This is a genomic window from Lysinibacillus sp. NPDC097868, assembly GCF_044761135.1.
In the GTDB taxonomy this organism is placed as follows: Bacteria; Bacillota; Bacilli; order Bacillales_A; family Planococcaceae; genus Lysinibacillus.
Genome location: NZ_JBIWBS010000001.1, coordinates 2015283 through 2029326, shown reverse-complemented (window position 1 = coordinate 2029326; position 14044 = coordinate 2015283). Strand labels below are relative to the sequence as shown.

The following is a 14044-nucleotide window of genomic DNA, read 5'->3' as shown; positions in this document are numbered from 1 at the left end:
ACTAACATTGTGTAAGAGTTTACCCGCAGGAGGATTTCTTGTTAATTATTATTTTAATTTCCATGATATGGTTGACGCATGTTGTGTATTAAGCATATAATACACTTTGAAGGGTGTATTAACCTATTAATACAAAGAACGGACTAGTTACTTCATTGCTTACAAGATTTATCGGATTGCTCTTTTAATTAAAAATCATGGCCAATTGTTTTGCCTAACGTGTATTAAGTGATTAATACACGAAATATTTTTTCAGGGAGTTGAGAGAAGTGGATGTAAAGTTTAATAATCGGGATCCGGTTTATGTTCAGGTTATTCGGCATTTTAAAGAGCAAATAGCCAAAGGATATTTTGAACCGGGTCAGGAAATTCCGTCAAGAAGGGAACTGGCCAATCAACTGAAGATAAATCCAAATACTGCACAACGAGCTTATAAGGAAATGGAGGAACAAGGATTGATATTTACTGAAGGAAATATGCCGAGTTGCATTACAAAAGATAAGATAGTCCTTAAAAGTGTCCGTGAGGAGTTAATGATTGAAGCAGTTGATTTATTTTTAGGATCTATTAAATCAATCAATGTACCGTTAGCAGAAGTGTTGGAACTTGTGAAGAAAAAGTACGATGCTGAAAGTGGAGAAGCGGAGGAATTGACATGATTGAAGTGAAAAATGTCCAGAAAAAATACGGCAAAAAGCAGGTTTTAAAAGGGCTTTCCTTTACTGCTAATAAAGGTGAAATAACTTGCTTAATCGGTATAAACGGAGTAGGGAAGACGACAATTATGAAAGCTATTATGGCACTTACGCCGCTTGATAGCGGTGAAATTTTGATTGATGGCGAAAAAATTAAGAAAGAAACCTATGAAAAAGTTACATTTATTCCAGATTCCATGACGATGTTATCGAAAATGAAAATTTGTGATGCTTTCGAGTTTATGGCGGATTTTTATAAAAGTTGGAATTCACAACGAGCACAAGAATTATTGCGATTTTTTCAACTTGAACCTACTAATCGAATTGGCAATTTATCGAAAGGGGGTAGGGCTAAAGTCAATATGATTTTGGGTTTAGCACTAGATGTGGATTATATATTGATGGATGAACCATTCTCGGGTATTGATATGTTCTCCCGTGAGCAGATTGCAGAAGTGTTTACAAGTCACTTAATTGAAGAGCGTGGAGTCATTCTCACTACTCATGAAATTAGTGATGTAGAACATTTAATTGATAGAGCCGTATTGATTGATGATGGAGAAGTCTTAAGACAATTTAGCGTAGAGGAAATACGTGAAAGGGAAGGCAAATCAGTCGTAGATGTTATGAGGGAGGTATATTGTAGATGAAAAGCTATTTAAAGCTTGTAAATTTTGAAATAAACCGATTTTTCAAACTGTACCTAATCATAATTGGTTTAACAATTGTCAGTCAGCTCATCGGGACGATTATTGTCACAAAAGGAAAGATGAATGAAGTAAATCAAGTAATTTACGAAAATCAACTATCAGTGAGCCAATATATTAAAAACTATGGGACATTTTCTTTTCAACGTGTCATATATTCTGAATGGTTTATTATGCCGATTTTCTTTTGTATCGTAATGTTAATGATTTATGTTTTTTTTATTTGGTATCGGGATTGGTTGGGTAAAAATACTTTCATTTACAGATTATTTATGTTACCAACCGAAAGAATTACAGTATATATCTCTAAATTGTCTGCAATCATGCTTTTTGTATTTGGCCTAATTACATTACAAATCATCTTAATACCAATTGAAATGTTTATTTTTAACAGAATTGTACCATCAGATTTTCGAACATCATATCCACTTTTTGATTTCTATAGTGTAGAGATATGGAGATGGTTGTATCCTACCAGCGTTATCGAATTTATCATCATGTATGGAATGGGGTTAATCTTAGTTGTAATATTATTCAACGCAATATTATTTGAACGAAGTTATGGGTTAAAGGGCATTTTCGCTGCAATTGTTTATGGAGTGCTTTCGTTTGGAGTCCTTTTTGCACCAATCATAGTATCCCGTATTGTCACAGGTTATTTTTACCCACTTGAAATCTTGTTAATGGAACTAGTAACAAGCATCATCGTATTAGGCAGTGCCTTTTGGATAGCGAACCAGCTACTAAAGTATAAAATCCGGGTCTAACAGGGAGGAAAAAATGAAAAAATATTGGAAAATGGTAGTAATTTTTTTCGTGATTGTCATAACAGTGGGTGTATATTATATGCAGTTAGCAGTCGCTTCTAAAAACGACGTTTCCTTTAAAATTGAAACGATTAGCGGAGATAAAGAAGAAATCGAAAATCTAATGTTCCAAGCTAATTATCAGAGTGGTGATAGTGATCGACGGTTATACATCACAAAAGATGGTTCTACACCTCAAATAAGACACTCAATTATTGCAAAGTTAAAAGATCCATTTCAGACGTTGATGTTTCAAAATTATATTGAAGAACATCGGAATTTTATGCGAGGTAAAGTATTATTCCCAAGTAATTTTTCAGAAAATGAAACACATATAATTTACGCAGCACCGCCAAATAATGGTCAGAAAGTAATACAGGGAAATCTATTAATACTCAATATCGATTTACTCGATAAAAAGAAAAATGACAGTTTATCATTTGAAGTCAGTACGACAGCCCAAGCAAGCTATAATTTTATAGTTGTAAATAATATCTATAAAGAAAATGGAGAAATCAAGATTTTAGCAACGGGCGCTCCGATTAATGGCGGTGAGGAGTTACTTTTATATTCAGTCGATGTAAACAATAAGAAATTATTATCTGTTTCCATTCTTGCAAAGGTAGAATCAGATAAGGAAATTAAATCTAGTCTTAGTAAATTTAAAGATAATAGCAAATATCAAAATGACTATTTTGTCTATATTATAGAAAAATATAAAGATCAATACGAAGATGGTGGACGAAATACTATTTCTAGACAAATTTCTCTTTATAATAATAAAAATAATGCACAAGAAGAGTTGATGATCCCTGAAGAAATGACGCCAGATTTTTACAGGTTAATGCTTCGCGAAGGTGATATATTTATTCCTGTTTATTCGTCTGATGGTTTACAGTTGAATCGATATAATATAGAAAAGAAACAATGGGAAAAGCCTTTACATTTTAATCTTGTAAGCCCGGTTAATGATGAGAGGGAGCCTTTTCTCCAGATTGCCAATGGTAAAGTCTATTTAGCCGAAAGTGTTTCTAATGAACATTTGTTCTTTATCTATGATTTATATACAGGTGAATCATTATATGAAGGTAAAATTATAAAAGAAAACGGAGAAAATACAGATTATACATTGCATTTTGAACTATTAAATGAAATTAATTACTAAATTTTTTAGCTAATGTACAGGTAGGAATTCGAGTGAGAATCCTACCTGTGCATGCTTAAAATCATACAAGGCGGCTACCAATCGTTTTGCGATATTGCTAAAAATAAGAACTAAAAAGAGGTGATTAAATGTAGTTTTATTTATTGGGTGAAGAAAATGAACATGTTGAATTTGGCGTGCTAACAAGAAGCCATCCTAATAGTATAGATTACTGGGAAGTGAATTGGATTGTTTCAACGATAAAAATCGAAATACCAGGCTACTTGGTTCAATTTAATGCGGATTTAAGAACGGATGAATTGAAGGATTTTCTTGACGAATTAAACATGATAAGAAGCAATTTAAGCGGGAAAGCAATACTAAAAAATTTAGACGACCAACAAGGGTCAATTATTGTGGTCAGTTCGGACTTGTTATCCTGCGGGCTATGGAGCTGTGTTAACTTTTGAATTTATATCTGATCAATCGTATTTGCCTAAATTAGTAAAAGAATTAGAAGATATATTAGTTGTTTTTCCGTTAATCGGAAAACGATAATCAGAAGAATTGCCATTTAAGATAGCCATTTTTGAGAAACAAGTTGAAAACGATTAAGTCGGGCGTGAAACCAAATGACTGCTCGACCGTATATATATTATGCAATCCATTGAACGTGTTACATACATAGAGCTTATGTGGAGGTTTTCGAATGAATCAATTTAAGGCCATATCGGAGTGCCCAAAATGCGGTGGAGTAGATTTAGGGAAGGGCAAACATCATGGATATGCCGTGATGCACCCAACGAATAAGATGAGCTTTGGCTCAGAAGTAGAATACATTCTTTGTACTGACTGTGGGTATATAATTGAAAGCTACGTAAAAAAGCCAGAGAAATTTAAGGGAACGCTTTAGGTTCTATTTAAACGCTCGATGAATATTTGGGTTATTGCACTTTTTATGTGATTTTATAATAGGGTGATTGACGTACAAAAAAGGAGCAATTAAGAAGCGATTCAGAAATAAGTACGTCTTTTTTAGATGTATTTGGCTGTTAAAGGAATAAATAGCGATTTTGTCGAATAATAAATAGAAAATATATGGAATTTGTTAGGGGGAAGCTTTGTGACGAAGATTGCAATCATTTCAGATATCCATGGGAATAAAACGGCATTGGAAGCTGTTTTAAAAGATATTCGATTTAGAAAGATTGAAAGAATTTTTTGTTTAGGAGATATAATCGGTAAAGGACCACAAGGATCTGAATGTATAGAACTCATCAAAAAGAACTGCGAGCGAGTTGTTCGAGGCAACTGGGATGTATTTATTCAAGCACCTACGGATAATGAGTTTATCCAGTGGTACAAAGATCGATTAACAGAAAAAGATTTTGAGTATTTAAATTCGTTACCATTTCATATTGATCTTGAATTGAATGGACAACTAATAAGGTTTTTCCATGCCTCTCCAAGAAGTGAATTTGAACGTATTTTGGATAGTCATCCAATTGAAAAACGTTTATCGATGTTTGAGAATAATGAAATAACAAATTCCATCCATTACAATAAACTTCCTGATATAGTATTCTACGGCGATATTCATACAACTTTTTTACATACATATACAAATGGTATTTTGTGTAACGTTGGGAGCGTCGGAAATTCACTTGACTTAACTTCAGCGTCATATGCAATTCTAGATGGAACATATGCAAATAATGCCATTCAATTTATTAGAGTAGATTATGATAGAGAGGCTGAGCTTAAAATTGCAGAAGAGTTAGGTTTACCGCAGTTAGATAAATATTATGATGAAATTATGTTAGGGAAATATCGGGGTGCATAAATCATATCATCTATATATTCAAGGATAAAATGCATCAAGCAAAGTTTCCATCCATATAAACCGTGTTAAACTAACGGAGGGCGTTATTCCGAAAAGGGATAAACGCTTTTTTATTTTGGTTTTTGTATAAACACTGTACTAAACCGTCAGATTGTATATATTAATGTTGGACAATATTACTTCTAATGATTAGTTATTAGGCTATGGCTAAGATACTAGAAAAAAGTGTATAGTAGATGAAAAGGATTGTTAAAAAATATATTTAATAGAGGTTACTTTATGAATAATTATTTATCGCTAAAAGACCATGTTTATAATTATATCGTAGATCAAATTAATAATGGAAATCTGATTGCTGGAAAAAAGGTGAATGAAAGTGCTATTAGCGAAAGCCTAAATGTCAGTAGGACACCGGTTAGAGAGGCGTTAATACAACTTTCTTCCGAAGGGCTATTAGAAAATGTGCCAAGAAAAGGCTTTGTCATTAAAAACCTTACGACGGAAGAAGCTAAAGAAACGTATTTTATAATTGGGGCATTGGATGGCTTAGCTGCTGCTTTAGCTGCACCTTTTTTGACTGAGAAGCATATGAATGAAATGGAATTTTATATTCAAAGTATTGATTTGGCCATTAATACTGGCAATTTCTCTATGTATCATAAAATGCAGGAAGCTTTTCATGGCGTATATTTATCGGTTTGTCCAAACAAAAGTCTTGTCAACCTGCTATTACAATTAGAAAAGAAGTTTTTGAAAAACTTTCATCATGCTGATGAGCCAGAAATCACAAAAAAACGACTGTCTCAAACAAACAATGAACATCGAAAAATGGTAGAACTATTTAAAAAAGGTGAGATAGCTGAATTAGAGAGATACATGAAAGAAGTACATTGGAATATTGATAAAGCAGAGCTTATACCACTTTAGGTGCTAATTTGCTCGCTTAAACACGAAAAGTAATTCTGTTTTTAAATAAACAGAATTATTTTTTTGTTGAAAAAATTTAAATATAATATACAATATACAATATACAGAAATTGATAAATTCAGTTTACCCTTTAAAATTTATATAGAAAAAGAGATTAGGGTGAAAATTTCAAAATCAGCTTTTTAGGAGGATATACACATTGAACAGTCAAAATTTCGAATTAGCCAAACTATTGCGTCACGAATTACACCAACATCCCGAACTTTCTAATGAAGAAGTATGGACAAAACAGCATTTAATTGATTTTTTGAAAACGTATACAAAGCTTGAGATTGTAGATAAAGGCAACTGGTTTTATGCCATCTATCATGCTCCATCAGCAAAGCAAAGCATTGCTTTCCGTGCAGATTATGATGCACTTCCGATGGATGAAGTGATCGATCTTCCATGGGCTTCTCAATTCCCAGGAAAGGCACATAAATGCGGTCATGATGGTCATGCAGCGACATTAGCGGGATTTGCGCTTGAAGTCGATCAGATGGGTGCCGACAAAAATATCTTTTTCCTTTTCCAGCCTGCTGAAGAAACAGGGGATGGGGCCATTCAATGTGTTGATTTCATTAAGGAACACAATATCGATGAAATTTTCGCCTACCATAACATGAGTGGACTTCCTTACAAAACTGTAGGAATTATTGATGGTACTGCTTTATGTGCATCAAAAGGAATGACCATTCATATGAAAGGTTCACCTACACATGCTAGTCAGCCAGAAAAGGGCATCAATCCAGCGTTTGCCATTGCAAATATTGTGAATGCAATTCCTAAATTTATATCCCCTGATTTACATAAAGGACTTGTTCTTTGTACAGTTGTACAAATCGATGTAGGTGAGCACGCTTTTGGAATTGCAGCATCGACAGGTGATCTTCGTTTAACTATACGTGCCCTTTATGAAGATGAGCTGAATAGGTTACAAGAAAATCTTGAAAATTTTGCGAAAAATCAAGCACAACAATATGGGTTGCAGGTAAGTTTTGATTATAATGATGAATTCCCAGAAACGTTCAATCACAAAGAAAGTGCAGACAAAATACGTTCTGTTGCGATATCTGAAGGAATGACATTACTTGAACTAGATGAAGCTTTTCGTGGATCCGAAGATTTTGGCCATTTTACAAAGCTAACAAAGGGAGCTTACTGCTTCATTGGTAATGGAGAAGACTACCCGCATGTTCATACACATGAGTATGATTTCCGTGACGAATTGATTGAATCAGGCGTGAATCTATTTAAAGCATTAATTAAATAAACGAGTAAGAGGGGTTTGGAGGATTTTTCATGTCAGCAAAGGAAAAACAAAAAGGCATTAATTTCCCACATGTTTATATAATGTTTATGCTAGTAATGCTACTAGTTGTGTTACTATCGTGGATTGTTCCGAGTGGGGAGTATGAACGGATAGTAAATCCAGATACGGGGATGACCGAACTAAATACTGACAATTTTTCGTATGTGGAGCAAGCAAAGCCAATAGGATTCATGGATTTTTTCACAGCTTTACATAATGGGGTTGTACAATCAGCAGATATCATTGTGATGTTGCTGTTTGCAAGTGGAGCGCTATTTATTCTTGAAAAGTCTGGTGCAATTGCAGCAGGTATCCATAAATTATTAAGCGTCGCAGCAGGAAAAGAAAAACTAATTATCATCTCATTACTCGTATTGTTCTCCGTATTAGGAACAATTGGATTCGGAGAAGGGGGTATTCCATTTATTCCGCTTGCAATGGCAGTCGTAATGGGATTGGGGTATGACCGCATCACAGCTTTCGCTATTCCAACAGTTGGTTTAGCCATTGGTTTTACAGCTGGAGTAGTTAATTTCTATACGACAGGTGTAAGTCAAACGATTGTTGGCTTGCCTATCTATTCTGGACTAGTATTCCGTATCGTTGCTTTGATTGTCTTTATTATTATTTCAATGATTTACATTCTGCGCTATGCGAATAAAACAAAAGCAGATCCAAGTAAAAGTATTGTTGCTGCTGAATATTTAGAAGAAATTGAGAATACAAAAACAGCTGAGTATGAAGAAGAAGAATTTACATTGTCAAGAAAGTTAGCATTATTAGGGTTAGTTGTCGTTTTAGTTGGGAGTGCATTCGGTGCTATTAAACTAGGATGGGGGATGCCTGAACTTTCTGCTGTCTATGCTATTTACGCAGTCTTATTAGTCATCATTTTAAAACTTAAACCTAGTGAAGCAGCTGAAACGTTTGGTGTTGGTGCAGCTAGACTTTTACCTACAGGGCTTGCAATCGGTTTTGCTCGTTCGGTCATGATTTTAATGACGCAAGCACAAATAATTGATACAGCCGTACATTCATTATCGAATATATTAAACAATACGGGGACAATTATTACTTTATTAGTACTATTTATCGTTGTTATTTTCTTTAACTTCTTCGTTGTTTCGGGAAGTGGCAAGGCGATTATTTTAATGCCAATTATGGGGCCGTTAGGGAAAATATTAGGGATTAATCAACAAGTAATGGTTGTAGTGTATCAATTTGGTGACGGCTTTACGAATTATTTATGGCCGACTTCTGGTGGGCTAATGGCAGCGCTTGGCATGTCGAATGTTAGCTATTCTGCTTGGGTTAAATTCTCAATGAAACTATTCCTTATACTACATTTTGCGGCATTTGTCTTAATATTAATTGCTCATTATATGGGGTTAGGACCTTTCTAATAGATTAGTTCATTCAAAACATTGAAGTTCTACACTACGATTAAACTATAAAGGGGATTTCTACATGATGAATATTTTAGAACATTCTAAGAAATATGAAGAACAAATTATAAAAGATCGTCGCTATTTGCATGAGCATCCAGAAATCGGCTTTGAACTTCCGAACACACAAAAGTATATCCAACAACGCTTAGACGAAATGGGTATAGCGCATAAGCAATGTGGAGTAGTGCCACCTGAAATTAAAGAAAAATATGCCATAGCAGGATTTGGTTCACAAGATCAATGTACGGGTGTAGTTGCGACAATTGGACAGGGTGCTCCTTGTATTCTTCTTCGCGCAGATATGGATGCATTACCAATTCAAGAAGAAGTTGAATGTGAATTTACATCCAAACATCCTGGTGTAATGCATGCTTGTGGTCATGACTCACATGTTGCAATGCTTTTAGGCGCAGCTCAAATCTTGAAGGACCATGAAGCGGAGTTACAGGGGACAGTTAAATTATTGTTCCAACCTGGGGAAGAGTGGGGTTATGGCTCAAAACTAATGATTGATGATGGTTTACTACAAAACCCTAAAGTGGATGCGGCATTTGGTATTCACATTATGCCAGATCAACAAGCTGGCACATTATCTGTCCATAAAGGTACGTTAACACAAGCGATGGATACGTATATCGTCAATATTCAAGGAAATGGTGGACACAGCTCACAGCCCCATAAAACAATTGACTCGAATATGATTATGAATCAACTGTATACAAGTTTAAACCTATTAATGACACGTGAAGCTGATCCAAATCATAGTGTGACATTTTCAGTAGGTGCGATGAGTGGCGGTACGGCGACAAATATTATTCCAGACAAAGCTGTTTTACAAGGAAATATGAGAAGCTATGATCAACAAACACGCGACCATTTATGTAAACGCATCCCAGAGATGATAGACCATACTGTAAAAGCATGGCGTGGAGAATATCATACAATCGAATTCCATACGCCAACAACATATAACAATCCAGAATTTATTGATGCGATTACGCCATTTTTAGAAAATGTAGTAGGAGCCGAAAATGTGGTGGATAAAGGATATCTCGGTGGTTCAGAAGACTTTTCTTACATCTCACAAGAAGTACCTTCTGCATTTGTAGTGCTAGGAACAGGAAAAGAAGGCGAGGCACCTGTGCACAACCCTCGTATGCGTCAAAATGAGGCCATTTTTAAATATGGTGCGGCATTACATGCAAATGTGGCAATTGAATGGTTAAAACAACAGCATAAATAAGAATCTACTTTGAAAACAGTTCAGCCGGAGCTTTCTGGGTGGGCTGTTTTTGAATTCTAGTATAATATTCTAATAATTCAATTAAGATATTGACAACAATGCGTCATTTTGATATTCTTTAACACGTTAGTAGTTTAGCAAGAGAAAGCGAAACTATTATTTCTATTAATTAATATAAAATGTTAGGGGATATTAGATAATGAAGCGCATTTTCACAATACTTTGCATGCTTACAGCGGTACTAGCTTTAGCAGCTTGTGGTACTTCTGGAGAAAAATCGAGTTCAACTGATGACTCGAAAGATTCAGATAAATCAACAGCAAAAGTTATAATCGGAATTGATGATAAGTTTGCACCATTAGGATTCCGTGATGATAAAAATGAAATCGTTGGCTTTGATATTGACTTAGCACGTGCTGCTGCTGAACATATGGGTATGGAAGCTAAATTCCAACCAATCGATTGGAAAACGAAAGAGGCTGAGTTAATTAGTGGTCGCATCGATTTAATTTGGAATGGCTATACAATTACAGACGAGCGTAAAGAAAAGGTACTATTTACAAAGCCTTATTTAGAAAATGCACAAGCAGTCATGACAATAAAGAAATCCTCTATTAACGCTCTAAGCGATTTAGCAGGGAAAGAAGTTGGGCTTCAAGCGCAGTCTTCTGCTGCGGAGGCGCTGAATGCAAACCCAATCCACAAAGAAGTGAAAAAGGTAACAGAGTTTGCGGACAATGTGTTAGCGTTAACCGATTTAAAAACAGGACGCTTAGATGCAGTCATTATTGATGCAGTTGTAGCGGAATACTACATGACGCAAGAACCTGACACATTCAAACTATTAGATGAATCATTAGCACCTGAGCAATATGGAATTGGTGTCAAACCAGGAAACGAAGCATTATTAGAAAAGCTACAAGCCGCTTTAGATAAAATGAATGAAGATGGCACAGCTGCAGAAATTTCTACAAAGTGGTTTGGTGAAGATAAGGTATTGAAATAGAGTAAATGTCTCATGTACTTACGAGCTGGATTGCCACCTGTTCTTTCTGGTCGTAATCCACCTAGTCGTACTAGATAATTGAATGTTATCAGTTGGCAAGAGTTTCCTCGTGAAACTCTTATCTTTTTTGGAGGGAAAAGAGTTATGGCGGATTACTGGCAAACAATGATTTTGCCGATGCTAGAAGGCGCAAAAATGACGGTGCTGCTGTTCATTATAGCCATTCTTGTATCGATTCCATTTGGGTTCTTGCTTACATTAGCTGTGAAAAGTCGTATTAAACCATTGTCTTGGTTTGCTCATACGTATATTTATGTCATGCGCGGTACACCGCTGTTACTACAGTTATTATTAATTTGTTTCGGTTTACCGATGGTGCCAGTGATTGGTGAATATATGGTACTTGATCGCTTTGTTGCTGCCTGTCTTGGCTTTATTTTAAATTACGCTGCATACTTTGCAGAAATATTCCGAGGTGGCTTATTGGCAATAGATAAAGGCCAATACGAAGCGGCACAAGTATTAGGCTTGTCAAAATGGCAAACAACGACACGCATTATTTTGCCACAAATGTTTCGTGTAGCATTACCTGCTTTATCGAATGAATCGGTCACTTTAATTAAGGACACAGCACTTCTTTACGCTGTAGCTGTACCAGAATTGCTGCATTTTGCACAAACAGCTGTAAACCGTGATTTTACCATTGTGCCGTTCTTTATAGCAGGTATTATCTATTTAGTGATGACGCTCGTCTTAACAATATTCTTTAAGTGGCTTGAAAAACGTTTTAAATTTGAATAGAGGTGACACGAATGGCACTGCTTGAAGTATCGAATTTGAAGAAATCCTTTGGCGAGTTAGAGGTGCTAAAGACGATTACATTTAACATAGAAAAAAACGATGTCGTGGCTGTTATTGGACCTTCCGGGTCTGGTAAAAGTACAATGCTACGAAGCCTAATTCATTTAGAAGAAATTAATGGGGGAAGCATTTGTGTCGATGGTGACTACTTAGTACAAGACGGTGTATATGCCAAGCAACAAGATATTAAAAAAATGACAGCGAAAATGGGCATGGTATTTCAGCATTTTAACCTTTTTCCACATTTAACTGTTCAGCAAAATCTTGAAATAGCGCCAGGCTTACTGAAAACAGAATCAGCTGAAGCCATTAGCCGTCGCTGTCAGGATTTACTACAAAAAATAGGTCTTGCTGACAAAGCAAAAGCTTATCCAGCGAATTTATCGGGCGGTCAAAAACAACGCGTAGCTATCGCACGTGCACTTATGATGAACCCTCAAATTTTATTATTTGATGAGCCGACATCAGCACTTGATCCAGAACTGACAGGTGAAGTATTAAAGGTAATGAAGGATTTAGCAGAAGATCATATGACAATGATCGTTGTAACACACGAAATGGGCTTTGCACGCGAAGTCGCAAACAAAGTCGTCTTTATGGATGGCGGCGACATTATCGAGGCAAACCATCCAGAAGCTTTCTTCACTAATCCACAGCATGAGCGGACAAAAGCATTTTTACAAAGGAATTTGAAATAAGATAGAAGCTGTCTCATTTGAGATGGCTTTTTTTATTTATGCCTACTGCCGTTGATTTCCGCTACGGGCGGCCCTTTCCGCGGGTACACCGTAAGCTGTCGATACGATGGCATACCCCGCATCTAGAATCGCCAGTAAAACTTCAGGTAACGCCAAGAAACCATCGGGAATCGCCACGAAAACAACAGAAAACGCCACTAAACTCTCAAGAATCGCCATTAACTTTTTATACGAAAATTGAATGAACATCTACTTAAAATATATTGACACTCCTTATTGAGAGAATTTAGAATAATCTTAAAAAAATCTTCTCTTGAAAAACTTCAATTGTCTTGTAGAGAACTAAAAGGATTTATACATAATAAATCTATTTTAATTTCCGACATGACCATCACTTAACTACGAAAAAGCCTACAGAATAACTCTCTTTAGAGAGCCCATCCGTGTTGGAAATAATTTTAACAACTACATAACAAGGTGGTGAACGCTATCAATAAAAAATTAGGTGTGTTTTTGTCTCTGATTATTTTCTTTCTTTGTTTTTTTACATTCGGACAATTAGCAGTAAAAAGTGATAACCAATATATAAAAGTAGCTGTACTGGATAGTGGTATTAATAAAGAGTTGGATTTCTTTCAAGGCGTCGTATTTGAAGAAGTCAATCTAATTCATCCTGGAGAAAAGATTGTTGATGATTTTAATCATGGTACGCCAGTGGCGGGAATTATCGTAGGAGAAGGAAATGCTCCGTTTGGTAGGAATTTGAAAATATACGATATTAAATTATTAGATGAAAAAGGCAATGGTACGATTCAACATTTAATAGAAGCTATTAATTGGTGTATAGATAAACAAGTAGATTTTGTAAATATTAGTTTTGGTTTTCAAACACCACATGCAGAACTAGAATCAATCATTAACAAAGCATTAGAACAAGGGATTAGCATTGTCGCCGCCGCTGGCAATACATATGGTTTGGCAACCGACTACCCAGCAAAATTGGATGGTGTACTGTCCATCGGTTCAATGAATGAAAAAAATAAACGATCCTCTTTTTCAGCTATTGGAAAACTTGATTATGTTTTTAAGGGGGAAGATATACAAAGTATTAATCATCATGGTCAAGCATCTGTCTTTACAGGAACCTCTTTTGCAGCTGCTTATGCAACACATCTATTCATTCAATTGAAAGAAATATATAAAGAAGTTGAGACAAAAGATTTTAACTCATATATACAACAATATACTGTGACAAAAGATTTTTGGAATGAAGCTGAATATGGCAAAGGTACAATATTTATACAATAATAAAGG

The 14044-nt window shown here is 35.5% G+C and carries 16 protein-coding genes; all 16 read left to right on the top strand.

Annotated elements, in window-relative coordinates; genetic code table 11:
* The first annotated feature begins 269 nt into the window (after window positions 1-269).
* Entirely contained in the window at window positions 270-659 is a 390-nt protein-coding gene (locus tag ACIQXJ_RS10065) for a GntR family transcriptional regulator (protein ID WP_403052883.1), read from the top strand.
* Entirely contained in the window at window positions 656-1345 is a 690-nt protein-coding gene (locus tag ACIQXJ_RS10060; protein ID WP_403052880.1) for an ABC transporter ATP-binding protein, read from the top strand. The genes ACIQXJ_RS10065 and ACIQXJ_RS10060 overlap by 4 nt, the downstream gene beginning before the upstream one ends.
* Complete coding sequence (locus ACIQXJ_RS10055) at window positions 1342-2169, top strand: hypothetical protein (protein WP_403052877.1); 828 nt, start codon at window positions 1342-1344, stop codon at window positions 2167-2169. The genes ACIQXJ_RS10060 and ACIQXJ_RS10055 overlap by 4 nt, the downstream gene beginning before the upstream one ends.
* A 13-nt stretch (window positions 2170-2182) precedes the next feature.
* Window positions 2183-3373, top strand: coding sequence for a hypothetical protein (locus ACIQXJ_RS10050; RefSeq protein ID WP_403052874.1), 1191 nt, complete (start codon window positions 2183-2185; stop codon window positions 3371-3373).
* A gap of 143 nt (window positions 3374-3516) precedes the next feature.
* Window positions 3517-3822 carry a WapI family immunity protein gene (locus tag ACIQXJ_RS10045; RefSeq protein WP_403052871.1) on the top strand — a complete coding sequence of 102 codons (306 nt, stop codon included), beginning with the start codon at window positions 3517-3519 and terminating at the stop codon, window positions 3820-3822.
* Window positions 3809-3910: a hypothetical protein gene (locus ACIQXJ_RS24105; protein WP_483869684.1), complete on the top strand. Its 102-nt coding sequence runs from the start codon at window positions 3809-3811 to the stop codon at window positions 3908-3910. The genes ACIQXJ_RS10045 and ACIQXJ_RS24105 overlap by 14 nt, the downstream gene beginning before the upstream one ends.
* Before the next feature lie 151 nt (window positions 3911-4061).
* Window positions 4062-4265, top strand: a complete 204-nt coding sequence (locus tag ACIQXJ_RS10040; RefSeq protein WP_403052868.1) for a transcription initiation factor TFIIIB — start codon at window positions 4062-4064, stop codon at window positions 4263-4265.
* Between the two features lie 210 nt (window positions 4266-4475).
* Window positions 4476-5195, top strand: coding sequence for a metallophosphoesterase family protein (locus tag ACIQXJ_RS10035; RefSeq protein ID WP_403052866.1), 720 nt, complete (start codon window positions 4476-4478; stop codon window positions 5193-5195).
* Between the two features lie 279 nt (window positions 5196-5474).
* Window positions 5475-6122, top strand: a complete 648-nt coding sequence (locus ACIQXJ_RS10030) for a GntR family transcriptional regulator (RefSeq protein ID WP_172771022.1) — start codon at window positions 5475-5477, stop codon at window positions 6120-6122.
* 200 nt (window positions 6123-6322) lie between these two features.
* A complete protein-coding gene (locus ACIQXJ_RS10025; protein WP_403052863.1) occupies window positions 6323-7435 on the top strand; it encodes a M20 metallopeptidase family protein in 1113 nt (370 codons plus the stop codon).
* Window positions 7436-7464: 29 nt separating this feature from the next.
* Window positions 7465-8877, top strand: coding sequence for a YfcC family protein (locus ACIQXJ_RS10020; RefSeq protein WP_403052860.1), 1413 nt, complete (start codon window positions 7465-7467; stop codon window positions 8875-8877).
* Between the two features lie 64 nt (window positions 8878-8941).
* On the top strand, window positions 8942-10165 hold the full coding sequence (locus ACIQXJ_RS10015) for a M20 metallopeptidase family protein (protein WP_403052857.1): 1224 nt from the start codon (window positions 8942-8944) through the stop codon (window positions 10163-10165).
* Window positions 10166-10364: 199 nt separating this feature from the next.
* On the top strand, window positions 10365-11171 hold the full coding sequence (locus tag ACIQXJ_RS10010; protein ID WP_403052854.1) for a transporter substrate-binding domain-containing protein: 807 nt from the start codon (window positions 10365-10367) through the stop codon (window positions 11169-11171).
* Between the two features lie 144 nt (window positions 11172-11315).
* On the top strand, window positions 11316-11972 hold the full coding sequence (locus ACIQXJ_RS10005; RefSeq protein WP_403052851.1) for an amino acid ABC transporter permease: 657 nt from the start codon (window positions 11316-11318) through the stop codon (window positions 11970-11972).
* Window positions 11973-11983: 11 nt separating this feature from the next.
* A complete protein-coding gene (locus ACIQXJ_RS10000; protein WP_403052848.1) occupies window positions 11984-12730 on the top strand; it encodes an amino acid ABC transporter ATP-binding protein in 747 nt (248 codons plus the stop codon).
* Between the two features lie 480 nt (window positions 12731-13210).
* On the top strand, window positions 13211-14038 hold the full coding sequence (locus ACIQXJ_RS09995) for a S8 family peptidase (RefSeq protein ID WP_403080853.1): 828 nt from the start codon (window positions 13211-13213) through the stop codon (window positions 14036-14038).
* Window positions 14039-14044 lie beyond the last annotated feature (6 nt).